Genomic DNA, 25048 nt, shown 5'->3' on the forward strand with positions numbered 1-25048 from the left:
CCCTTAGCTTTACAACTAATATTATTTCTTTAATTTTTATATTTGAATAAAAATAAAAATGCACCTCTAACATCTATTGTTAGAGGCGCATAAGCACGGTTCCACTCTTCGTTCAGTAAATTATTGTAAATAAATCATTTCACAGGTTTATATCACATAGATTTACTCTCATTTAATCCATATATAATTTAACAATCAAAGGTGCATTCATTAATTTCCATGTTGTGCTCGCAGCTACCGCACACTCTCTGCATCATGTACTATTTAATTACTAATCCTTTGTTTTAATTCATTTATTACTTTCAATATTATGTGTTAAATTGTAATTTTTCAAGTGTGAATTTCAACTTTTTGATTTTCTCTATATACTTAAATATATTTTTTCAATCGTGATAATACTTTGTCTTTACCAAGCACTTCAATTGTATTTGGTAATTCAGGACCATGCATTTGTCCTGTAACTGCAACACGAATTGGCATAAATAATTGTTTACCTTTAATGCCAGTTTCTTTTTGTACTTCTTTAATTGATTTTTTAATTTCCGCTGCTTCGAAAGGTTCAAGTGCTTCTAATTTGCCGTATAAATGTGTCATTAGTTCTGGCACTTGTTCACCATTGATTACTTCTTTTTCTTCTTCTCCAAATTCAGGCATATCATTAAAGAACATTTCTGAAAGTGGTACGATTTCTCCAGCATAACTCATTTCTTTTTGGTATAAAGCTACAAGTTTACGTCCCCAATCTAAATCTTCTTCAGAAGGTTTTTCTGGGATTAAGTTAGCTTTAATTAAATGTGGTAGTGCTAATTCAAATACTGTTTCAGTATCTTTTTGTTTCATATATTGGTTATTAACCCATGCTAATTTTTGTTTATCAAAGAATGCAGGTGATTTAGATAAACGTTTTTCATCAAAGATTTTAATAAATTCTTCTTTAGAATAAATTTCTTCTTTGCCTTCAGGTGACCAACCTAATAATGTAATAAAGTTAAATAACGCTTCTGGTAAATAACCTAAATCACGATATTGCTCGATGAATTGTAAAATTTGACCATCACGTTTACTTAGTTTCTTGCGTTCTTCATTAACAATAAGTGACATATGAGCAAATCTAGGTGCTTCCCATCCAAATGCTTCATAAATCATTAATTGTTTTGGCGTATTTGAAACATGGTCATCACCGCGAATAACATCACTGATTTCCATGTAATGGTCATCAATAGCTACTGCAAAGTTATATGTTGGCACACCATCTTTTTTCACGATAACCCAGTCGCCCATATTATTTGAATCAAATGAAATTTCACCTTTAACCATATCGTTAAAAGTATATGTTTTATCTTTAGGTACACGGAATCTAATGGATGGTTGACGACCTTCCGCTTCGAATTGTTGACGTTGCTCTTCTGTTAAATGAGCGTGTTGACCACCGTATCTTGGCATTTCTCCACGCGCTATTTGAGCTTCACGTTCTGCTTCTAATTCTTCTTCAGTCATATAACATTTATAAGCTTTATCTTCTTCTAATAATTGCTTAATCAATGGGTTATAGATATCTGCACGTTCAGATTGACGATATGGTCCATAGCCTTTATCTTTATCAACTGATTCGTCCCATTCTAGTCCTAACCATTTTAAGTTATCGAATTGTGAAGATTCGCCATCTTCTAAATTACGTTTGCTATCAGTATCTTCAATACGTACTACAAAATCGCCACCATAGTGTTTAGCAAATAAATAGTTAAACAAAGCTGTACGTGCATTACCGATATGCAAGTATCCTGTTGGACTTGGTGCGTATCTTACTCTTACGCGTTCACTCATTTTATCCACTCCTGTAGTTTTTAATTATTGATATTTTTAATTTGTAACAATATCTATTCAACTTTCCTTATTGAATATGTAACGAAAGATTATCTATGATTAAGTCTCTATGATAAAATTTATTTCTATCTACCGAAAATGAATCATTGATAATACAAATTGTGTCAGAAACAATTGTAGCACTTCTACGCTACTTTGATAAGTTACTAGCATTCATTTTTCGTGTATTCATACCACTAAGTTTTCAACTCGTTTCACATGAAACTGGTTTGCTATATTCAATAATCATTCTTCTGTTATTTCATTTAAGTTTTTAGCAAAGACAATACGTCCTGATGACGTTTGCAATAAACTAATAACTTCTAAATCGACATGCTGTCCTATCAATTTCTTAGCATTATCAACAACAACCATAGTACCATCGTCTAAATAACCGACACCTTGTCCTGGCTCTTTTCCCATTTTAGTCAATAAGATATTTAAATGGTCTCCTTGGTGAACATTAGGTTTAATAGCTTCTGATAGATCATTAACGTTTAACGCACTTATTCCATGTACATGACAAACTTTATTAAGATTAAAATCTGTTGTAATAATGTGTGCGTGGTACTGTTTTGCTAATTTAATCAACAAAGTATCTATATCACTATGCGATTTTGTTGGGTGAATAACACGTGTTGGATAATCTAAATCATATATTTGATTAAGTTTATCTAAACCTCTTTGTCCTTTTTCACGTTTAACACTATCATTAGCATCAGCAATTACTTGTAATTCATTAATCACACCTTGTGGAATAAGCACTTCTCCGTCCATAAATCCACATTTCATAATATCTATAACTCTTCCGTCAATGATGGCACTTGTATCGATGATTTTAGGGATTGCCTTAAACGAATGTTGTGACATTGAACGTGAGATGTTTTCTGGCAAAAACATTAACATCTCGTCTCTCTTTTTCAGGCCAAATTGGAAACCAAAATAACATAAAATCATTGTAATAATAATCGGAATAAAATGATTTAAAACTGAATTTCCTATCAATTCTAAAATAAATGAAATCATTACAGAGATGAGTAGTCCAATAATTAAGCCAATTGTAGCAAATAATATTTCTACAGCGCTACGTTTCATAATTGTATGTTCTAGCTCTTTAAAAGCAAATGTAATTTGTTTGATAAAGAAACCAAAAATAATAAAAAATACAATAATACCAATGAGTCCATCTATATAGTAATTCGTCAAAATAGGATATTGACTAAACCCTAAATCATTTACAACTTCAGGAATAATAATAATTCCTAAAGTAGCACCTATAATCATATAAATGTCTACAACCATTAATCTTAATGGATTCATTTTTTACCCCCTCTCCTTCAAATCACTTATGAATTAAATGCGTATTTTAATGCTTCATGTACTGATGAAACACCTACTACTTTTATATCTTCCGGGAAAGTCCAACCACCTATATTAGTTTGAGGAATAATAACTCTCTTAAACCCTAACTTTGCTGCTTCTTGAACACGTTGTTCTATTCTAGCTACACGTCTTACTTCTCCTGTTAGACCAACCTCGCCAATAAAGCAGTCTAATCCGTCTACAGCTTTGTCTTTAAAGCTTGAAGCTGTAGCTACAATGATACTTAAATCAACTGCAGGTTCAGTTAATTTCACGCCACCAGCAACCTTAATATAAGCATCTTGTTGTTGTAATAGATAATTTTCTTTTTTCTCTAAAACAGCCATTAATAAGCTTAAACGATTATGATCGATACCGGTAGCCATACGACGCGGATTATTAAATGTTGTCGGTGTTACAAGCGCCTGCACTTCAATAAGTAGTGGTCTTGTACCTTCCATAGTTGAAACAATTGTTGAACCTGGCACATTAGTTGAACGTTCTTCTAAAAACATCTCTGAAGGATTTAGCACACCTTTAAGACCACTTTGTTTCATTTCAAATATTCCCATCTCATTAGTCGAACCAAAACGGTTTTTTACTGCTCGTAGTATTCGATAAGCATGGTGTTCATCGCCTTCAAAGTACAATACAGTATCTACCATGTGTTCAAGTAATCTAGGTCCTGCAATTTGTCCTTCTTTTGTCACATGCCCGACAATAAATGTAGCTATGTTCATTTGTTTAGCTATATTCATTAAGCTTTGCGTGCTTTCTCTAACCTGTGACACAGATCCTGGTGCAGAGCTAATTTCTGGATGATATATTGTTTGAATAGAGTCAACTACTAGTAAGTCCGGATTAATGTCTTTAACTGTTTGATAGATGACTTCTAAATCCGTTTCAGCTAATACTTGTAATTTACTCGAGTCTTCTTCCAAACGATCTGCACGTAATTTTGTTTGATTAATTGATTCCTCACCTGTTATATATAAGACATTTTTAGATTGTGAGAGTGAGGCACAAATTTGTAATAGTAACGTGGATTTACCAATACCTGGATCCCCGCCTATTAATACTAATGATCCATTAACTATTCCTCCACCAAGTACACGGTTAAATTCTTTAGATTCCGTAAGAACACGTGGTGTAGATTCATTTTTGATACTATCTAATGTTTGTACTTTCCCTGCTGTTTCTTTAGATTTAACACCATGTTTAGGATTGGCGGCTTTTTCTACTATTTCTTCCATCTGGTTCCATGCACCACAATTAGGACACTTCCCCATCCATTTTGGAGATTGATAGCCACATGCCATACATTCAAATATTATCTTTTTCTTGGCCAATTTCGCACCTCCGTTATATTTAAGAACAAATCTATTTTAAACTGACAATTTCATAATGACAAATTAAATGTTAATGCTTTAATTAATTTTTTAAAAGTATTCATAATTCAATACGATAAAGTCATTTTTTCGTCTTAATATGTAAATTTTATTTTTTATTAATTAATGCTTTTCTTTAATTATCGGATATTAATAATAATTCAACAACGTTATATTCTATTATGTCACAACTCAATTTAGGAATCATTGGAACTATTAGAATAATGGTTATTGAAATATAAATAAAGAGGTAGGAACATTTCGGTTCCCACCTCTTATTGTATGATTAACTTTATAATCATTTACGCTTCAGTAGATGCTTTATCTTCTTTTCTATCTTGAATGTCATATTTAAATTCTTCGCCATCATGGTCTACTGTTACTTCTTTACCTTCCAATTGATTTCCGTCTAAGATTAACTCACTTAGATTGTCTTCAACTGTTTTTTGAATTGCACGAATCAATGGTCTTGCACCATATTCTGGATCATATCCTTCTTCCGCAATTTTTTCTTTGGCTTTTTCAGTAACTTTGATATTAATATTTTGTTCTGATAAACGCAATGTTAATTTATTCACCATCATAGTGACGATTTCTTTAAGTTCTTCTTTTGATAATTTATGGAAGACAATAATATCATCCACACGGTTTAAGAACTCAGGACGGAAAGCATTTTTAAGTTCTTTCATCATTGTTTTACGTATAGATTCATAGTCTTGACCATCATCGGCACCACCAAAACCAGCAAAACGTTGATCTTGTAATTCTTGGGCACCAACATTTGATGTCATAATGATAACTGTATTTCGGAAATCAACTTGACGTCCTTTTGTATCTGTTAAATGACCATCATCTAAAACTTGTAAAAGTATATTAAATACATCTGGATGTGCTTTTTCGATTTCATCAAATAAGATGACTGAATATGGTTTACGTCTTACTTTTTCAGTTAATTGACCGCCATCATCGTGTCCAACATAGCCTGGAGGGGCACCGACTAAACGACTGACAGCATGTTTTTCCATAAACTCACTCATATCAACCCTAATCATAGCATCGTCCTCGCCAAACATTGATTCTGCTAAAGCACGAGCTAATTCCGTTTTACCTACACCTGTAGGTCCTAAGAATATAAAGCTACCAATTGGACGTTTAGGATCTTTTAAGCCTGCTCTTGCACGTCTAACAGCTTTACTGATAGATGTAACGGCATCTTTTTGACCAATAACTCTATCATGTAGTGTATCTTCAAGATTTAGTAAACGATCTGATTCTGTTTCATTAATTCTAGTTAATGGGATACCTGTCCAACCTGCAATAACCTCAGCAATATCTTCTTCTGATAATGATGTACTTACACCATCTTGTGAGTTTTTCCATTCATTTTTGGCTTCTTCGTATTGCTTTTCTAATTTCGTTTGTTTATCTCTTAGATTAGCAGCATTTTCAAATTCCTGTGCATGGACAGCTGCATCTTTTTCATTTTTCACTTTTTCAATTTGTTGTTCAATTTCTTTTAAATTATTAGGTGTTGTATGGCTTTTCAATCTTACTTTTGAACTTGCTTCATCGATAAGGTCAATAGCTTTGTCTGGTAAGAATCGATCTGACACATAGCGATGACTTAATTTAGCAGCCGCTTCTAAAGCTTCATCTGAAATATTGATACGATGATGGGCTTCATAGCGATCACGAAGTCCTTTTAAAATTGATACAGTGTCTTCAACTGTAGGCTCATCAACTTGAATAGGTTGGAAACGACGCTCTAACGCAGCATCTTTTTCAATGTTTTTACGATATTCGTCTAACGTTGTTGCACCAATACATTGTAATTCGCCACGAGCTAATGCTGGTTTTAAGATATTTGAAGCATCTATCGCACCTTCTGCACCACCTGCACCTACTAATGTATGCAATTCATCAATAAATAGAATCACATTACCAGCTTGATGAATTTCTTCCATTACTTTTTTCAATCGTTCTTCAAACTCACCACGGTATTTCGTACCAGCTACAACAGTACCCATATCTAGTGACATAACACGCTTGTTTTTTAGTGTTTCTGGTACTTCATTATTTACTATTGCTTGAGCTAAGCCTTCTGCAATGGCTGTTTTACCTACACCTGGCTCACCAATTAATACAGGATTATTTTTAGTACGACGACTTAATACTTCTATAACTCGTGTAATTTCTTTGTCTCGACCCACAACTGGATCTAGTGTGCCATCTTTAGCAATAATTGTTAAATCACGTGCTAAACTATCTAATGTTGGTGTGTTATTAGATTTATTTGCTTGAGCATTTTTATTACTCATTTCTGGACTACCTAATGCTTTAACTACTTGTGCACGTGCTTTTGTAATATTTAAATCAAGGTTAGCAAATACACGCGCCGCTACACCTTCATTTTCACGGATTAAACCAAGTAAAATATGTTCTGTTCCTACAAAATTATGATGTAGTTTACGTGCTTCGTCCATTGATAATTCAATCACTTTTTTAGCTCTAGGTGTATAGTGTAATGTTGCCATAGGTGCTTGACCATGACCGATAAGTTTTTCAACTTCTTCAATAACTTTATCCTCTGTAATATTAAAACTTTCTAATACTTTTGCTGCGATGCCTTCAGGTTCTTTCATTAGACCTAATAAAAGATGTTCTGTTCCAATATTTGAATGGTTCAATCGAATTGCTTCTTCTTGTGCATGAGCTAATACTCTTTGCGCACGTTCAGTTAATCTACCAAATAGCATATGATTTGTTACCTCCTATTTTATATGTTCTCTTAAAACATTCGCTCTCTTTTCATTGACTGGTGTTTCATCTTCTTCATCAAATAAAAATGGTGTTTGAATACCAACCATCAGTTCATTGAATTTAAAATTATCAAGTTCGATATAATTTAAATCTATGCCTAATTTAACTTCACTCAATCGATAAGATGCTTCTTCCATAGAGATAAGTCTGCTATTTTGCAATATTCCTAATGAACGATAGACTCTATCTAATGTTTCTAAATGTTTATGTTTATCTAATCTTGATCGGATTTGAAGTTCTTCATTTATAATTTGATTGATTACTTCTGTTAAATTCTCTATGATTTCTTCTTCTGTTTTCCCCAATGTTAATTGGTTTGAAACCTGGTAAATGTGGCCATAGACTTGTGACCCTTCACCATATATTCCTCGAATGGTAAAACCAAATCGGTTAATAGTCTGTGCTATACCTGACATTCTTTTCATGATAGAAAGACCTGGTAAATGCAACATCACACTTGCTCTCATACCAGTTCCGATATTAGTCGGACATGTAGTTAAATACCCTAAATGTTCATCATAACTAATATCAAGTTGTTGGTCGATTTCATCATCTAGCGCCGACGCTTCTTTATACAATCTTTCTAATGATAAATCTGTACCAAGCGCTTGAATTCTAATATGATCTTCTTCATTAATCATGACGCTGATAGATTCATCATCATTTAATAGAACGGCCGATGCTGGTTGTTTGATCAACTCTGGACTTACCAAATGTTTAGCTACCAATTTCATTTTATTTTGTTGGTCCATCATATCTAGTCTTTTTAAAGTCATGTTAGGCAATGCATCTTGCACTTCATTTATTACTCTAAATCCATCTTGTTCTGTAGGAAACATGAGTGGGTGAACATGATTTTCAAGGTTTCTTGCTAGGCGAATTCTTGAAGAAATGACCACTGGTGCTTCTTTAGTCGTTTTCATCCACTCACTAATGTTAGGTTCTAAGTCACTCATCATGTTTCACCTCGCCCTCTTCACGTAGCGATTTGATTTCGTCTCGAACAATAGCTGCCTGTTCGAAATCTTGTTCATCTATTAATTGTTGTAAATATTGCTTTTTCTCTTCGATTTTCTTTTTAAGTGCAAGCTTATGATAAGAAGATTGAGGTACCTTTCCAACATGTTCATATTGACCGCCTTGCACACGTCTTACTATGTCTAAGATGTCATCCTTAAATGTGGCATAGCAATTGGAACAACCAAATTTGCCTACATGTGCAATGTCTTTTAACGTCATATGACAAGTTGGACATCTTTTTTCTTCCTGAAATGCCATTTCTTGAAAATTAATACCATGTTTAGTTGCTAAATGTTGTAATATTTGTTTTACAACAAACGCTTCTTCTATATCATCTTGATGATGATAGGATGATTGCTCTTGGTGTGTCCATGGGTTATCACCTTGCGCACAAGTACTACAAACCCATTTTTCTTGCATACCATCTTTACTTTTAACAGTTAATTTAACTTCAGCTTCATTTAAATGGCAATTTTCACAAAGCAAAAAGCAACACCTCAATTCTTCTAATAATAATTTATAACAGGTAAAATTCTTTTAAGAATATTTGCTCTAATAATATCTCGAGATACTATATCCATTTTTAACGTTTCTCGATCAATAGCAGCAATAATCATTTTTGCTTCTCTTTCATTCACAAGCCCTTTATCTAACAAGCCATCTATTAAATAAAGTGCTTGTTGTTGGGATATTGAAGGACCTATTAATTGAAGTAAATGATTAATATAACCTGTTTCATCTTTGTTTTCAATTTTCGTGATTCGGATGTATCCACCACCACCACGTTTACTTTCTATTTCGTAACCATGCTCATTTGTAAATCTAGTTTTAATCACATAGTTTAATTGAGAAGGGACGCAGTCAAAACGTTGAGCAATATTTGCTCTTTGAATTTCCACCACATCTTCATTGGTTTCTTCAAATAAATGTTTAATGTACTGTTCTATGATGTCGGACATATTATGCATGATTATCACCTCTTTTTGACCTTCTTTGACTATATTATATGACCAACTTTGACCATTTTCAATTAATTTGATTTTAAATTTTTAAAATTTATGATGTTAGCGCTTATTTTTTATTGTATGATAGACAATAGAATAAATTAAAGGAATGAAAAAACATGCACATTCTCATTGGGATTATTGGAATTATTTTCTTCTTAGCACTCGCGTACTTATTTAGTTCAGATAGAAAGAATATTCGTTGGCAATATGTTGGATTATTATTAGTCATCCAATTAATTTTCGCCTTCATTTTATTAAAAACAAACATTGGTATTACAGTCATTGGTGGTATTGCTAATGGTTTTGGTTATTTGCTATCTAAAGCAGCAGAAGGCGTTAACTTCGTTTTCGGTGGTTTTAAATACGTAGATCCTAAAAATCCACCATTTTTCTTTAACGTTTTATTACCAATTGTATTTATTTCAGCATTAATTGGGATTCTACAATACACTAAAATTTTACCATTTATAATTAACGTATTAGGTTTCCTTATTTCAAAAATCAATGGTATGGGCCGTTTGGAATCATACAATGCAGTAGCTGCAGCAATTTTAGGTCAATCTGAAGTGTTTATTTCTTTAAAACAACAACTTCCTTATATACCTAAACAACGTTTGTATACTTTAACAGCATCTGCAATGTCTACTGTATCTGCTTCAATTATAGGTGCTTATTTCACATTAATTGAACCGAAATACGTTGTTACAGCTGTCGTATTAAACTTATTTGGTGGTTTCATTATCGCTTCAATCATTAACCCTTATAAAGTTAATGAAGAAGATGATAAATTATTAGTTGCCGAAAGTGAAACGAAAAATCAATCTTTCTTTGAAATGCTTGGGGAGTATATTTTAGATGGATTTAAAGTGGCAGTAATCGTAGGTGCGATGCTTATTGGATACATCGCAATCATCGCGTTACTAAATGGCTTAGTAAGCGGTACTTTCAGTTTGCTTTCACATGGCGCAATCAAATGGGACTTCCAAACTTTAATTGGATTTGTATTTGCTCCATTTGCATTCTTAGCAGGTGTTCCATGGAACGACGCAGTACAATCAGGTTCTGTTATGGCAACTAAATTATTATCAAATGAATTCGTTGCAATGCAGGCACTAGGTAAGTTAAATGGCATTTCAGAACACGCTAAAGGTGTTACTTCAGTATTCTTAGTATCATTTGCTAACTTTAGTTCTATTGGTATTATTTCTGGCGCTATTAAATCATTAAATGATAAAAAAGGTGACGTTGTTGCAAGATTCGGATTAAAATTATTATTCGGTGCGACATTAGTATCATTTATTTCAGCAGCAATTGCTGGATTCTTTATCTAATGAACAAAGGCAATGTATGAACGAGTATTTAAACTCAATCATACATTGCCTTATTTTTATTTTTGAATCATATGGTTAATAAAATAGTCAGTTACACGATAATCATCTGTTAATTCTGGATGAAATGATACACCTAAATATTTACCTTGTTTAACAGCAACGATTTTATCGCCAACTTTACTTAATGTTTCAACATTATCAGCTACTTTCGCAATATGAGGTGCTCTAATAAAAACACCTTCTATATCCTTAGCTATACCTTTGATATCTAATTCAGATTCAAAGCTATCGACTTGCCTACCAAACGAATTACGTTCAACTGTAATATCTAATTTATTTAAATAGCCTTCTTCACCTTCAACATCACTAGCTAATACGATTAAACCTGCACAAGTACCAAACATAGGTAAATCTGATTGCTGTAGCTTTTCTTTAAAACCATATAAATCCATTAACCTTCTTAATGTTGTTGATTCGCCACCAGGTAAGATTAAACCATCGATATCATCTAATTGTTCTACTTTTTTAATTGGGATACCTTCATGGCCACTTAATTCTATATGACGAATATGTTCACGAACTGCACCTTGAAGCGCTAATACACCTATTTTCATATATTACCAACCACGCTCTTGCATACGTTCTTCTAATGAAATTTGATTAATATCTAACCCTTTCATAGCAGTTCCTAATTCTGCAGCTAATTTACCAATTAGTTCATAATCTTGATAGTGTGTTGTAGCTTGCACAATAGCTTTAGCAAATTTTTCTGGATCTTCAGATTTGAAAATACCTGATCCAACAAATACACCATCTGCACCTAATTCCATCATTAAAGCAGCATCTTGAGGTGTTGCAACGCCACCTGCCGCAAAGTTAACAACTGGTAATCTACCATTATCTTTAATTTGTTTTAAAACTTCATATGGCGCTCCAATATCTTTAGCGAAAGTCATAATTTCATCATCATTCATTACAGTCAAACGACTAACTTCAGCATTAACTCTTCTCATATGTCTTACAGCTTCGACAATGTTACCTGTTCCTGGTTCGCCTTTAGTTCTTAACATAGCAGCACCTTCGCCAATACGACGAGCAGCTTCACCTAAATTACGACAACCACATACAAAAGGTACGGTGAATTGATCTTTACGTAAATGATACTCTTCATCAGCAGGCGTTAATACTTCTGATTCATCAATATAATCCACACCCATTGCTTCTAATACACGAGCTTCTGTAATATGACCAATTCTTGCTTTAGCCATTACTGGAATAGATACAGCATTCATTACCTCTTCAACAATTTTAGGATTAGCACTACGTGCAACGCCACCAGCTGCTCTGATATCAGAAGGTACTCTTTCTAATGCCATAACTGCAACAGCACCAGCTTCTTCCGCAATTTTAGCTTGTTCTGCATTAACAACGTCCATAATAACGCCGCCTTTTTGCATTTCAGCCATTCCTCGTTTAACTCTTTCAGATCCAACTATTTTAGACATAAATTCTACCCCTTTACTTCTTGATTAAATTTATTGTAAAGGATAAACTGATATTTAAAAAGGTTCAATTTATTCATTATAAAAGAGGTCAGATGAATGAGAGATACACAATCACTGTACATTGATTTGTACGAAAAATTAAAAAAGCAAATTATAGAAGGTCAATATCAGTCAAACGACAGATTCCCTTCAAAACGTCAATTAAGTGAACATTTATCTTTAAGTCAAACAACTATTGAACATGCATATCAATTGTTATTGGATGAAGGCTTCATATACTCTAAACCAAGATCGGGCTATTACGTATCCGATATCGAATCATTACCTGTACTTCCCAAGCAATATGTTATGCCAACAATTAAATACATCAATAATGATGACAATACAGATGAAGAGAAAACAAATTACACTTATTCTTTCAACTTATCAGAAATCGATGCAGAACATTTTCCCTCACATTTATTTAGAAAATATGCAAAAGAAGTTTTTGAAGATAATCAGTTTGAACTGTTACAAAGAGGAGATAACCAAGGGGAATTTGAATTAAGACAACAAATTGCACACTACTTATTCAATAGTAGAGGAGTAACCTCTCATCCAGATCAAATCATAATAGGTTCTTCAACAGAACAATTATTAAATATGTTGACTGACATACTTGAAGATGCATCATTTGCTATAGAAAAACCTAGTTATCCTCCGATTAAACAAGTATTAGATAAAAAGAAATTCAACTATGTACAAGTCCCAGTGGAGAAAAATGGAATACAAACTCATCCTATTTTATCATCAAAACATAATATTATTTATATCACACCTTCACACCAGTTTCCTACTGGCCATGTCATGAATCTAAAAAAAAGAACCCAACTCATCAATTGGGCTCAACAGCAAGATAATAGATACATTATCGAAGATGATTATGATTCAGAATTTAGATATTTTGGTAAACCTATCCCTGCATTGCAAAATCTCGATTCTCAAGATAAAGTCATTTATTTAAGTACCTTTTCTAAATCCATTTATCCGAGTTGCAGAATTGCATATATTGTATTACCACCAAAATTGCTCGAACAATATCATCATTATCATTATAAAGAAGGCAATACAGCTCCAGTTCATATCCAAAGAATGATTGCACAATTTATGAGTAGTGGTAGTTTTGAGCGTCATTTAAATAAAATGAGAAAAATTTACAAAGAAAAATTGCAATTTATTTTAAATGCTTTGTCACCATACGAAAATCAATTGAAAGTTGACGGTGCACTCACAGGCATGCATTTTACTCTAACTGTTTTAAACGGATTAAATATGGAAGAATGCTTACAACGCGCTAAAGAACATTCACTGAAATTATATCCATATGAATTTGAAGAAAACACAAGTTCGACTCCTCCAAAATTCATTATAGGTTTCGGTGGTATTCCTAAAAACCTATTAACTTCTCATACAGAAGCACTCATCAATTCGTTAATTATAAAGTAACACTTCTTTTTATTTTTAAAAAGTTAGTGTTACTTATGCAATTGACGCTAGTCTATTGTATTCATAATTAACTTGAGAAATATAATTAAAGATAAATGGAAAAACTGACTTTTTTATTTTTAGGAATAAAAAAAGAGACCTTGCGGTCTCAATGCGGCTCATCGCATCCTTTTATTTGCCTGGCAACGTCCTACTCTAGCGGAACGTTAGTCTGCTACCTTCGGCGCTAAGGACCTTTTTCAACTTGAGAGAAATGCGCTTATACTTCTTCATTTTCATCTCTCACTTACTCACTTAGCTCGACTAAGCTCGTTGCGCTCATTCTTCAATTCATCGTCTAAACGCATTTGCTCTGCGTTGACTTTCTTATTTTTAAGCATAAAAAAAGAGACCTTGCGGTCTCAATGCGGCTCATCGCATCCTTTTATTTGCCTGGCAACGTCCTACTCTAGCGGAACGTTAGTCCGACTACCATCGGCGCTAAGGAGCTTAACTTCTGTGTTCGGCATGGGAACAGGTGTGACCTCCTTGCCATTGTCACCAGACAAATGGAATGTATTATACATTCAAAACTAGATAGTAAGTAAAATGATTTTGCGTCGCAAAACATAAATTTTGATTAAGTCTTCGATCGATTAGTATTCGTCAGCTCCACGTGTCACCACGCTTCCACCTCGAACCTATTAACCTCATCATCTTTGAGGGATCTTATAACCGAAGTTGGGAAATCTCATCTTGAGGGGGGCTTCATGCTTAGATGCTTTCAGCACTTATCCCGTCCATACATAGCTACCCAGCTATGCCGTTGGCACGACAACTGGTACACCAGAGGTATGTCCATCCCGGTCCTCTCGTACTAAGGACAGCTCCTCTCAAATTTCCTACGCCCACGACGGATAGGGACCGAACTGTCTCACGACGTTCTGAACCCAGCTCGCGTACCGCTTTAATGGGCGAACAGCCCAACCCTTGGGACCGACTACAGCCCCAGGATGCGATGAGCCGACATCGAGGTGCCAAACCTCCCCGTCGATGTGAACTCTTGGGGGAGATAAGCCTGTTATCCCCGGGGTAGCTTTTATCCGTTGAGCGATGGCCCTTCCATGCGGAACCACCGGATCACTAAGTCCGTCTTTCGACCCTGCTCGACTTGTAAGTCTCGCAGTCAAGCTCCCTTATGCCTTTACACTCTATGAATGATTTCCAACCATTCTGAGGGAACCTTTGAGCGCCTCCGTTACCTTTTAGGAGGCGACCGCCCCAGTCAAACTGCCCACCTGACACTGTCTCCCACCACGATAAGTGGTGCGGGTTAGAAAGCCAACACAGCTAGGGTAGTATCCCACCAATGCCTCCACGTAAGCTAGCGCTCACGTTTCAAAGGCTCCTACCTATCCTGTACAAGCTGTGCCGAATTTCAATATCAGGCTACAGTAAAGCTCCACGGGGTCTTTCCGTCCTGTCGCGGGTAACCTGCATCTTCACAGGTACTATGATTTCACCGAGTCTCTCGTTGAGACAGTGCCCAAATCGTTACGCCTTTCGTGCGGGTCGGAACTTACCCGACAAGGAATTTCGCTACCTTAGGACCGTTATAGTTACGGCCGCCGTTTACTGGGGCTTCGATTCGTAGCTTCGCAGAAGCTAACTACTCCTCTTAACCTTCCAGCACCGGGCAGGCGTCAGCCCCTATACATCACCTTACGGTTTAGCAGAGACCTGTGTTTTTGATAAACAGTCGCTTGGGCCTATTCACTGCGGCTCTTCTGGGCGTTAACCCTAAAGAGCACCCCTTCTCCCGAAGTTACGGGGTCATTTTGCCGAGTTCCTTAACGAGAGTTCGCTCGCTCACCTTAGAATTCTCATCTTGACTACCTGTGTCGGTTTGCGGTACGGGCACCTGTTATCTATCTAGAGGCTTTTCTTGGCAGTGTGAAATCAACGACTCGAGGAAACAATTTCCTCTCCCCATCACAGCTTGACCTTATGAGTGCCGGATTTGCCTAACACTCAGTCTTACTGCTTGGACGTGCAATCCAATAGCACGCTTCGCCTATCCTACTGCGTCCCCCCATCGATTAAAACGATACTAGGTGGTACAGGAATATCAACCTGTTATCCATCGCCTACGCCTGTCGGCCTCAGCTTAGGACCCGACTAACCCAGAGCGGACGAGCCTTCCTCTGGAAACCTTAGTCAATCGGTGGACGGGATTCTCACCCGTCTTTCGCTACTCACACCGGCATTCTCACTTCTAAGCGCTCCACATGTCCTTGCGATCATGCTTCGACGCCCTTAGAACGCTCTCCTACCATTGTCCTACGGACAATCCACAGCTTCGGTAATATGTTTAGCCCCGGTACATTTTCGGCGCAGTGTCACTCGACTAGTGAGCTATTACGCACTCTTTAAATGATGGCTGCTTCTAAGCCAACATCCTAGTTGTCTGGGCAACGCCACATCCTTTTCCACTTAACATATATTTTGGGACCTTAGCTGGTGGTCTGGGCTGTTTCCCTTTCGAACACGGACCTTATCACCCATGTTCTGACTCCCAAGTTAAATTGATTGGCATTCGGAGTTTGTCTGAATTCGGTAACCCGAGAAGGGCCCCTCGTCCAAACAGTGCTCTACCTCCAATAATCATCACTTGAGGCTAGCCCTAAAGCTATTTCGGAGAGAACCAGCTATCTCCAAGTTCGATTGGAATTTCTCCGCTACCCTCAGTTCATCCGCTCACTTTTCAACGTAAGTCGGTTCGGTCCTCCATTCAGTGTTACCTGAACTTCAACCTGACCAAGGGTAGATCACCTGGTTTCGGGTCTACGACCAAATACTAAACGCCCTATTCAGACTCGCTTTCGCTACGGCTCCACATTAGCTGCTTAACCTTGCATCAAATCGTAACTCGCCGGTTCATTCTACAAAAGGCACGCCATCACCCATTAACGGGCTCTGACTACTTGTAAGCACACGGTTTCAAGTTCTCTTTCACTCCCCTTCCGGGGTACTTTTCACCTTTCCCTCACGGTACTGGTTCACTATCGGTCACTAGAGAGTATTTAGCCTTAGGAGATGGTCCTCCCAGATTCCGACGGAATTTCACGTGCTCCGTCGTACTCAGGATCCACTCAAGAGAGTATATATTTTCGACTACAGGATTATTACCTTCTTTGATTCAACTTTCCAGATGATTCGTCTAATATATACTTTTGTAACTCCGTATAGAGTGTCCTACAACCCCAACAAGCAAGCTTGTTGGTTTGGGCTCTTCCCGTTTCGCTCGCCGCTACTCAGGGAATCGATTTTTCTTTCTCTTCCTCCGGGTACTAAGATGTTTCAGTTCTCCGGGTCTGCCTTCTGATATGCTATGTATTCACATATCGATAACATGACATAACTCATGCTGGGTTTCCCCATTCGGAAATCTCTGGATCAACGCTTACTTACAGCTCCCCAAAGCATATCGTCGTTAGTAACGTCCTTCATCGGCTTCTAGTGCCAAGGCATCCACCGTGCGCCCTTAATAACTTAATCTATGTTTCCATCCTACAGGAAACGCGTTATTAATCTTGTGAGTGTTCTTTCGAACACTAGCGATTATTTCTTATGAATTCAAGCTTTAAAACTCTAATTCACTCGGTTTTGCTTGGTAAAATCTATTTTACTTACTTATCTAGTTTTCAATGTACAAATAAATGAATGGTGGGCCTAAGTGGACTCGAACCACCGACCTCACGCTTATCAGGCGTGCGCTCTAACCAGCTGAGCTATAGGCCCATCACGTTGAATGTTATATAAACATTCAAAACTGAATACAATATGTCAATGTTATTCCTTCATCTTCTACGAAGATGTTCCGAATATATCCTTAGAAAGGAGGTGATCCAGCCGCACCTTCCGATACGGCTACCTTGTTACGACTTCACCCCAATCATTTGTCCCACCTTCGACGGCTAGCTCCATAAATGGTTACTCCACCGGCTTCGGGTGTTACAAACTCTCGTGGTGTGACGGGCGGTGTGTACAAGACCCGGGAACGTATTCACCGTAGCATGCTGATCTACGATTACTAGCGATTCCAGCTTCATGTAGTCGAGTTGCAGACTACAATCCGAACTGAGAACAACTTTATGGGATTTGCTTGACCTCGCGGTTTAGCTGCCCTTTGTATTGTCCATTGTAGCACGTGTGTAGCCCAAATCATAAGGGGCATGATGATTTGACGTCATCCCCACCTTCCTCCGGTTTGTCACCGGCAGTCAACTTAGAGTGCCCAACTTAATGATGGCAACTAAGCTTAAGGGTTGCGCTCGTTGCGGGACTTAACCCAACATCTCACGACACGAGCTGACGACAACCATGCACCACCTGTCACTTTGTCCCCCGAAGGGGAAGACTCTATCTCTAGAGCGGTCAAAGGATGTCAAGATTTGGTAAGGTTCTTCGCGTTGCTTCGAATTAAACCACATGCTCCACCGCTTGTGCGGGTCCCCGTCAATTCCTTTGAGTTTCAACCTTGCGGTCGTACTCCCCAGGCGGAGTGCTTAATGCGTTAGCTGCAGCACTAAGGGGCGGAAACCCCCTAACACTTAGCACTCATCGTTTACGGCGTGGACTACCAGGGTATCTAATCCTGTTTGATCCCCACGCTTTCGCACATCAGCGTCAGTTACAGACCAGAAAGTCGCCTTCGCCACTGGTGTTCCTCCATATCTCTGCGCATTTCACCGCTACACATGGAATTCCACTTTCCTCTTCTGCACTCAAGTTTTCCAGTTTCCAATGACCCTCCACGGTTGAGCCGTGGGCTTTCACATCAGACTTAAAAAACCGCCTACGCGCGCTTTACGCCCAATAATTCCGGATAACGCTTGCCACCTACGTATTACCGCGGCTGCTGGCACGTAGTTAGCCGTGGCTTTCTGATCAGGTACCGTCAAGATGTGCACAGTTACTTACACATTTGTTCTTCCCTGATAACAGAGTTTTACGATCCGAAGACCTTCATCACTCACGCGGCGTTGCTCCGTCAGGCTTTCGCCCATTGCGGAAGATTCCCTACTGCTGCCTCCCGTAGGAGTCTGGACCGTGTCTCAGTTCCAGTGTGGCCGATCACCCTCTCAGGTCGGCTACGTATCGTTGCCTTGGTAAGCCGTCACCTTACCAACTAGCTAATACGGCGCGGATCCATCTATAAGTGACAGCAAAGCCGCCTTTCACTATTGAACCATGCGGTTCAATATGTTATCCGGTATTAGCTCCGGTTTCCCGAAGTTATCCCAGTCTTATAGGTAGGTTATCCACGTGTTACTCACCCGTCCGCCGCTAACGTCAAAGGAGCAAGCTCCTTATCTGTTCGCTCGACTTGCATGTATTAGGCACGCCGCCAGCGTTCATCCTGAGCCAGGATCAAACTCTCCATAAAAAATTATGATGTTTGATTAGCTCATAAAACTAAATTAATTGTTGTAACTTTCGTTACATTATTGGAATTAACGTTGACATATTGTCATTCAGTTTTCAATGTTCATTTCTTTTACCGACAATAATTAATTATACGCCTTATCAACTCGAAAGTCAATAACTTTTTATAAATAATTTTTACCGTATATACCTCACAAAAAAATGACCTCACGGCCAAATTATAGGTATTGCCTGGCAACGTCCTACTCTAGCGGAACGTTAGTCCGACTACCATCGGCGCTAAGGAGCTTAACTTCTGTGTTCGGCATGGGAACAGGTGTGACCTCCTTGCCATTGTCACCAGACAAATGGAATGTATTATACATTCAAAACTAGATAGTAAGTAAAATGATTTTGCGTCGCAAAACATAAATTTTGATTAAGTCTTCGATCGATTAGTATTCGTCAGCTCCACGTGTCACCACGCTTCCACCTCGAACCTATTAACCTCATCATCTTTGAGAGATCTTATAACCGAAGTTGGGAAATCTCATCTTGAGGGGGGCTTCATGCTTAGATGCTTTCAGCACTTATCCCGTCCATACATAGCTACCCAGCTATGCCGTTGGCACGACAACTGGTACACCAGAGGTATGTCCATCCCGGTCCTCTCGTACTAAGGACAGCTCCTCTCAAATTTCCTACGCCCACGACGGATAGGGACCGAACTGTCTCACGACGTTCTGAACCCAGCTCGCGTACCGCTTTAATGGGCGAACAGCCCAACCCTTGGGACCGACTACAGCCCCAGGATGCGATGAGCCGACATCGAGGTGCCAAACCTCCCCGTCGATGTGAACTCTTGGGGGAGATAAGCCTGTTATCCCCGGGGTAGCTTTTATCCGTTGAGCGATGGCCCTTCCATGCGGAACCACCGGATCACTAAGTCCGTCTTTCGACCCTGCTCGACTTGTAAGTCTCGCAGTCAAGCTCCCTTATGCCTTTACACTCTATGAATGATTTCCAACCATTCTGAGGGAACCTTTGAGCGCCTCCGTTACCTTTTAGGAGGCGACCGCCCCAGTCAAACTGCCCACCTGACACTGTCTCCCACCACGATAAGTGGTGCGGGTTAGAAAGCCAACACAGCTAGGGTAGTATCCCACCAATGCCTCCACGTAAGCTAGCGCTCACGTTTCAAAGGCTCCTACCTATCCTGTACAAGCTGTGCCGAATTTCAATATCAGGCTACAGTAAAGCTCCACGGGGTCTTTCCGTCCTGTCGCGGGTAACCTGCATCTTCACAGGTACTATGATTTCACCGAGTCTCTCGTTGAGACAGTGCCCAAATCGTTACGCCTTTCGTGCGGGTCGGAACTTACCCGACAAGGAATTTCGCTACCTTAGGACCGTTATAGTTACGGCCGCCGTTTACTGGGGCTTCGATTCGTAGCTTCGCAGAAGCTAACTACTCCTCTTAACCTTCCAGCACCGGGCAGGCGTCAGCCCCTATACATCACCTTACGGTTTAGCAGAGACCTGTGTTTTTGATAAACAGTCGCTTGGGCCTATTCACTGCGGCTCTTCTGGGCGTTAACCCTAAAGAGCACCCCTTCTCCCGAAGTTACGGGGTCATTTTGCCGAGTTCCTTAACGAGAGTTCGCTCGCTCACCTTAGAATTCTCATCTTGACTACCTGTGTCGGTTTGCGGTACGGGCACCTGTTATCTATCTAGAGGCTTTTCTTGGCAGTGTGAAATCAACGACTCGAGGAAACAATTTCCTCTCCCCATCACAGCTTGACCTTATGAGTGCCGGATTTGCCTAACACTCAGTCTTACTGCTTGGACGTGCAATCCAATAGCACGCTTCGCCTATCCTACTGCGTCCCCCCATCGATTAAAACGATACTAGGTGGTACAGGAATATCAACCTGTTATCCATCGCCTACGCCTGTCGGCCTCAGCTTAGGACCCGACTAACCCAGAGCGGACGAGCCTTCCTCTGGAAACCTTAGTCAATCGGTGGACGGGATTCTCACCCGTCTTTCGCTACTCACACCGGCATTCTCACTTCTAAGCGCTCCACATGTCCTTGCGATCATGCTTCGACGCCCTTAGAACGCTCTCCTACCATTGTCCTACGGACAATCCACAGCTTCGGTAATATGTTTAGCCCCGGTACATTTTCGGCGCAGTGTCACTCGACTAGTGAGCTATTACGCACTCTTTAAATGATGGCTGCTTCTAAGCCAACATCCTAGTTGTCTGGGCAACGCCACATCCTTTTCCACTTAACATATATTTTGGGACCTTAGCTGGTGGTCTGGGCTGTTTCCCTTTCGAACACGGACCTTATCACCCATGTTCTGACTCCCAAGTTAAATTGATTGGCATTCGGAGTTTGTCTGAATTCGGTAACCCGAGAAGGGCCCCTCGTCCAAACAGTGCTCTACCTCCAATAATCATCACTTGAGGCTAGCCCTAAAGCTATTTCGGAGAGAACCAGCTATCTCCAAGTTCGATTGGAATTTCTCCGCTACCCTCAGTTCATCCGCTCACTTTTCAACGTAAGTCGGTTCGGTCCTCCATTCAGTGTTACCTGAACTTCAACCTGACCAAGGGTAGATCACCTGGTTTCGGGTCTACGACCAAATACTAAACGCCCTATTCAGACTCGCTTTCGCTACGGCTCCACATTAGCTGCTTAACCTTGCATCAAATCGTAACTCGCCGGTTCATTCTACAAAAGGCACGCCATCACCCATTAACGGGCTCTGACTACTTGTAAGCACACGGTTTCAAGTTCTCTTTCACTCCCCTTCCGGGGTACTTTTCACCTTTCCCTCACGGTACTGGTTCACTATCGGTCACTAGAGAGTATTTAGCCTTAGGAGATGGTCCTCCCAGATTCCGACGGAATTTCACGTGCTCCGTCGTACTCAGGATCCACTCAAGAGAGTATATATTTTCGACTACAGGATTATTACCTTCTTTGATTCAACTTTCCAGATGATTCGTCTAATATATACTTTTGTAACTCCGTATAGAGTGTCCTACAACCCCAACAAGCAAGCTTGTTGGTTTGGGCTCTTCCCGTTTCGCTCGCCGCTACTCAGGGAATCGATTTTTCTTTCTCTTCCTCCGGGTACTAAGATGTTTCAGTTCTCCGGGTCTGCCTTCTGATATGCTATGTATTCACATATCGATAACATGACATAACTCATGCTGGGTTTCCCCATTCGGAAATCTCTGGATCAACGCTTACTTACAGCTCCCCAAAGCATATCGTCGTTAGTAACGTCCTTCATCGGCTTCTAGTGCCAAGGCATCCACCGTGCGCCCTTAATAACTTAATCTATGTTTCCATCCTACAGGAAACGCGTTATTAATCTTGTGAGTGTTCTTTCGAACACTAGCGATTATTTCTTATGAATTCAAGCTTTAAAACTCTAATTCACTCGGTTTTGCTTGGTAAAATCTATTTTACTTACTTATCTAGTTTTCAATGTACAAGTTCTATTTCCAGTCAAGCGTTTGCATACTGCTTTGTTATCATTACTTTAAATACTCATTTACTCTAGTAAACTCCGCTTTAAAGTAACTCAACGCATTGTCTGCGAATCGCTTTCTTTGAAAAAGAAGATATGTTGAATGTTATATAAACATTCAAAACTGAATACAATATGTCAATGTTATTCCTTCATCTTCTACGAAGATGTTCCGAATATATCCTTAGAAAGGAGGTGATCCAGCCGCACCTTCCGATACGGCTACCTTGTTACGACTTCACCCCAATCATTTGTCCCACCTTCGACGGCTAGCTCCATAAATGGTTACTCCACCGGCTTCGGGTGTTACAAACTCTCGTGGTGTGACGGGCGGTGTGTACAAGACCCGGGAACGTATTCACCGTAGCATGCTGATCTACGATTACTAGCGATTCCAGCTTCATGTAGTCGAGTTGCAGACTACAATCCGAACTGAGAACAACTTTATGGGATTTGCTTGACCTCGCGGTTTAGCTGCCCTTTGTATTGTCCATTGTAGCACGTGTGTAGCCCAAATCATAAGGGGCATGATGATTTGACGTCATCCCCACCTTCCTCCGGTTTGTCACCGGCAGTCAACTTAGAGTGCCCAACTTAATGATGGCAACTAAGCTTAAGGGTTGCGCTCGTTGCGGGACTTAACCCAACATCTCACGACACGAGCTGACGACAACCATGCACCACCTGTCACTTTGTCCCCCGAAGGGGAAGACTCTATCTCTAGAGCGGTCAAAGGATGTCAAGATTTGGTAAGGTTCTTCGCGTTGCTTCGAATTAAACCACATGCTCCACCGCTTGTGCGGGTCCCCGTCAATTCCTTTGAGTTTCAACCTTGCGGTCGTACTCCCCAGGCGGAGTGCTTAATGCGTTAGCTGCAGCACTAAGGGGCGGAAACCCCCTAACACTTAGCACTCATCGTTTACGGCGTGGACTACCAGGGTATCTAATCCTGTTTGATCCCCACGCTTTCGCACATCAGCGTCAGTTACAGACCAGAAAGTCGCCTTCGCCACTGGTGTTCCTCCATATCTCTGCGCATTTCACCGCTACACATGGAATTCCACTTTCCTCTTCTGCACTCAAGTTTTCCAGTTTCCAATGACCCTCCACGGTTGAGCCGTGGGCTTTCACATCAGACTTAAAAAACCGCCTACGCGCGCTTTACGCCCAATAATTCCGGATAACGCTTGCCACCTACGTATTACCGCGGCTGCTGGCACGTAGTTAGCCGTGGCTTTCTGATCAGGTACCGTCAAGATGTGCACAGTTACTTACACATTTGTTCTTCCCTGATAACAGAGTTTTACGATCCGAAGACCTTCATCACTCACGCGGCGTTGCTCCGTCAGGCTTTCGCCCATTGCGGAAGATTCCCTACTGCTGCCTCCCGTAGGAGTCTGGACCGTGTCTCAGTTCCAGTGTGGCCGATCACCCTCTCAGGTCGGCTACGTATCGTTGCCTTGGTAAGCCGTCACCTTACCAACTAGCTAATACGGCGCGGATCCATCTATAAGTGACAGCAAAGCCGCCTTTCACTATTGAACCATGCGGTTCAATATGTTATCCGGTATTAGCTCCGGTTTCCCGAAGTTATCCCAGTCTTATAGGTAGGTTATCCACGTGTTACTCACCCGTCCGCCGCTAACGTCAAAGGAGCAAGCTCCTTATCTGTTCGCTCGACTTGCATGTATTAGGCACGCCGCCAGCGTTCATCCTGAGCCAGGATCAAACTCTCCATAAAAAATTATGATGTTTGATTAGCTCATAAAACTAAATTAATTGTTGTAACTTTCGTTACATTATTGGAATTAACGTTGACATATTGTCATTCAGTTTTCAATGTTCATTTAATGAAATAAATAATGGTGGAGACTAGCGGGATCGAACCGCTGACCTCCTGCGTGCAAAGCAGGCGCTCTCCCAGCTGAGCTAAGCCCCCATTTTTAAGAAGTCGGGAAGACAGGATTCGAACCTGCGACCCCTTGGTCCCAAACCAAGTGCTCTACCAAGCTGAGCTACTTCCCGTATGTAGTTATATTCTTTAAAATGGCGCGCCCGATAGGAGTCGAACCCATAACCTCTTGATCCGTAGTCAAACGCTCTATCCAGTTGAGCTACGGGCGCTTATTAAAGATGGTGCCGAGGACCGGAATCGAACCGGTACGGTGATCTCTCACCGCAGGATTTTAAGTCCTGTGCGTCTGCCAGTTCCGCCACCCCGGCAAAATAATGGAGCAGAAGACGGGATTCGAACCCGCGACCCCGACCTTGGCAAGGTCGTATTCTACCGCTGAACTACTTCTGCATTATTT

Annotated in this window: 11 protein-coding genes, 6 tRNA genes and 6 rRNA genes; 2 read left to right on the forward strand and 21 right to left on the reverse strand. The window is 39.7% G+C overall.

Annotated elements, in window-relative coordinates; translation table 11 throughout:
• Window positions 1-369: 369 nt before the first annotated feature.
• The 7 genes from gltX to LPC11_RS11205 form a co-directional block, all read right to left on the reverse strand.
• Window positions 370-1824: a glutamate--tRNA ligase gene (gene gltX / locus LPC11_RS11175; RefSeq protein WP_023374634.1), complete on the reverse strand. Its 1455-nt coding sequence runs from the start codon at window positions 1822-1824 to the stop codon at window positions 370-372.
• Window positions 1825-2109: 285 nt separating this feature from the next.
• Window positions 2110-3183, reverse strand: coding sequence for a PIN/TRAM domain-containing protein (locus LPC11_RS11180; RefSeq protein ID WP_231307273.1), 1074 nt, complete (start codon window positions 3181-3183; stop codon window positions 2110-2112).
• Window positions 3184-3209: 26 nt separating this feature from the next.
• Window positions 3210-4574, reverse strand: coding sequence for a DNA repair protein RadA (gene radA, locus LPC11_RS11185; RefSeq protein WP_002465557.1), 1365 nt, complete (start codon window positions 4572-4574; stop codon window positions 3210-3212).
• A 341-nt stretch (window positions 4575-4915) separates the two neighbouring features.
• Window positions 4916-7369, reverse strand: a complete 2454-nt coding sequence (locus tag LPC11_RS11190) for an ATP-dependent Clp protease ATP-binding subunit (RefSeq protein ID WP_002465575.1) — start codon at window positions 7367-7369, stop codon at window positions 4916-4918.
• Between the two features lie 15 nt (window positions 7370-7384).
• Window positions 7385-8389 (reverse strand): protein arginine kinase, encoded by a 1005-nt coding sequence (locus LPC11_RS11195; RefSeq protein ID WP_023374631.1) that lies wholly within the window; start codon window positions 8387-8389, stop codon window positions 7385-7387.
• Complete coding sequence (locus LPC11_RS11200) at window positions 8382-8939, reverse strand: UvrB/UvrC motif-containing protein (RefSeq protein WP_023374630.1); 558 nt, start codon at window positions 8937-8939, stop codon at window positions 8382-8384. Before LPC11_RS11200 ends, LPC11_RS11195 begins: the two co-directional genes overlap by 8 nt.
• 20 nt (window positions 8940-8959) lie before the next feature.
• Window positions 8960-9421 carry a CtsR family transcriptional regulator gene (locus LPC11_RS11205; RefSeq protein ID WP_002451197.1) on the reverse strand — a complete coding sequence of 154 codons (462 nt, stop codon included), beginning with the start codon at window positions 9419-9421 and terminating at the stop codon, window positions 8960-8962.
• A 155-nt stretch (window positions 9422-9576) separates the two neighbouring features.
• On the opposite strand from LPC11_RS11205, the gene LPC11_RS11210 reads away from it, so the two are divergent.
• Window positions 9577-10791, forward strand: a complete 1215-nt coding sequence (locus tag LPC11_RS11210) for a NupC/NupG family nucleoside CNT transporter (RefSeq protein WP_023374629.1) — start codon at window positions 9577-9579, stop codon at window positions 10789-10791.
• Between the two features lie 56 nt (window positions 10792-10847).
• Here the strand turns inward: LPC11_RS11210 and pdxT are convergent, their stop codons facing one another.
• Window positions 10848-11405, reverse strand: a complete 558-nt coding sequence (gene pdxT, locus LPC11_RS11215; RefSeq protein WP_023374628.1) for a pyridoxal 5'-phosphate synthase glutaminase subunit PdxT — start codon at window positions 11403-11405, stop codon at window positions 10848-10850.
• Between the two features lie 3 nt (window positions 11406-11408).
• Window positions 11409-12296, reverse strand: a complete 888-nt coding sequence (pdxS, locus tag LPC11_RS11220; protein WP_002451194.1) for a pyridoxal 5'-phosphate synthase lyase subunit PdxS — start codon at window positions 12294-12296, stop codon at window positions 11409-11411.
• A 96-nt stretch (window positions 12297-12392) separates the two neighbouring features.
• On the opposite strand from pdxS, the gene pdxR reads away from it, so the two are divergent.
• Window positions 12393-13781: a MocR-like pyridoxine biosynthesis transcription factor PdxR gene (gene pdxR / locus LPC11_RS11225; RefSeq protein ID WP_023374626.1), complete on the forward strand. Its 1389-nt coding sequence runs from the start codon at window positions 12393-12395 to the stop codon at window positions 13779-13781.
• 430 nt (window positions 13782-14211) lie between these two features.
• Here the strand turns inward: pdxR and rrf (LPC11_RS11230) are convergent.
• The 12 genes from rrf (LPC11_RS11230) to LPC11_RS11285 form a co-directional block, all read right to left on the reverse strand.
• A 5S ribosomal RNA gene (rrf, locus tag LPC11_RS11230) occupies window positions 14212-14326 on the reverse strand.
• A gap of 70 nt (window positions 14327-14396) precedes the next feature.
• Window positions 14397-17318, reverse strand: a 23S ribosomal RNA gene (locus LPC11_RS11235).
• A 166-nt stretch (window positions 17319-17484) separates the two neighbouring features.
• Window positions 17485-17561, reverse strand: a tRNA-Ile gene (locus LPC11_RS11240).
• A 95-nt stretch (window positions 17562-17656) separates the two neighbouring features.
• Window positions 17657-19209, reverse strand: a 16S ribosomal RNA gene (locus tag LPC11_RS11245).
• A 228-nt stretch (window positions 19210-19437) separates the two neighbouring features.
• Window positions 19438-19552: ribosomal RNA gene (rrf, locus tag LPC11_RS11250) — 5S ribosomal RNA — on the reverse strand.
• 70 nt (window positions 19553-19622) lie between these two features.
• Window positions 19623-22544, reverse strand: a 23S ribosomal RNA gene (locus tag LPC11_RS11255).
• 380 nt (window positions 22545-22924) lie between these two features.
• Window positions 22925-24477: ribosomal RNA gene (locus tag LPC11_RS11260) — 16S ribosomal RNA — on the reverse strand.
• Together the 16S, 23S and 5S rRNA genes with 6 tRNA genes alongside form the textbook arrangement of a ribosomal RNA operon.
• A gap of 122 nt (window positions 24478-24599) precedes the next feature.
• A tRNA-Ala gene (locus LPC11_RS11265) sits at window positions 24600-24675 on the reverse strand.
• A 12-nt stretch (window positions 24676-24687) separates the two neighbouring features.
• Window positions 24688-24761, reverse strand: a tRNA-Pro gene (locus tag LPC11_RS11270).
• A gap of 22 nt (window positions 24762-24783) precedes the next feature.
• Window positions 24784-24860 (reverse strand) — tRNA-Arg (locus tag LPC11_RS11275).
• A 10-nt stretch (window positions 24861-24870) separates the two neighbouring features.
• Window positions 24871-24959, reverse strand: a tRNA-Leu gene (locus LPC11_RS11280).
• 7 nt (window positions 24960-24966) lie between these two features.
• Window positions 24967-25041, reverse strand: a tRNA-Gly gene (locus tag LPC11_RS11285).
• Window positions 25042-25048: the final 7 nt, after the last annotated feature.

Origin of the sequence: Staphylococcus sp. HL28 (assembly GCF_021117155.1) — a bacterium.
Taxonomy (GTDB): Bacteria; Bacillota; Bacilli; order Staphylococcales; family Staphylococcaceae; genus Staphylococcus; species Staphylococcus warneri.

Coding starts and splice junctions, on each gene's coding strand:
- gltX (WP_023374634.1), bottom strand. CDS start 1,824: ATGAGTGAACGCGTAAGAGTAAGATACGCACCAAGTCCAACAGGATAC.
- LPC11_RS11180 (WP_231307273.1), bottom strand. CDS start 3,183: ATGAATCCATTAAGATTAATGGTTGTAGACATTTATATGATTATAGGT.
- LPC11_RS11190 (WP_002465575.1), bottom strand. CDS start 7,369: ATGCTATTTGGTAGATTAACTGAACGTGCGCAAAGAGTATTAGCTCAT.
- LPC11_RS11195 (WP_023374631.1), bottom strand. CDS start 8,389: ATGAGTGACTTAGAACCTAACATTAGTGAGTGGATGAAAACGACTAAA.
- LPC11_RS11205 (WP_002451197.1), bottom strand. CDS start 9,421: ATGCATAATATGTCCGACATCATAGAACAGTACATTAAACATTTATTT.
- LPC11_RS11210 (WP_023374629.1), top strand. CDS start 9,577: ATGCACATTCTCATTGGGATTATTGGAATTATTTTCTTCTTAGCACTC.
- pdxT (WP_023374628.1), bottom strand. CDS start 11,405: ATGAAAATAGGTGTATTAGCGCTTCAAGGTGCAGTTCGTGAACATATT.
- pdxS (WP_002451194.1), bottom strand. CDS start 12,296: ATGTCTAAAATAGTTGGATCTGAAAGAGTTAAACGAGGAATGGCTGAA.
- pdxR (WP_023374626.1), top strand. CDS start 12,393: ATGAGAGATACACAATCACTGTACATTGATTTGTACGAAAAATTAAAA.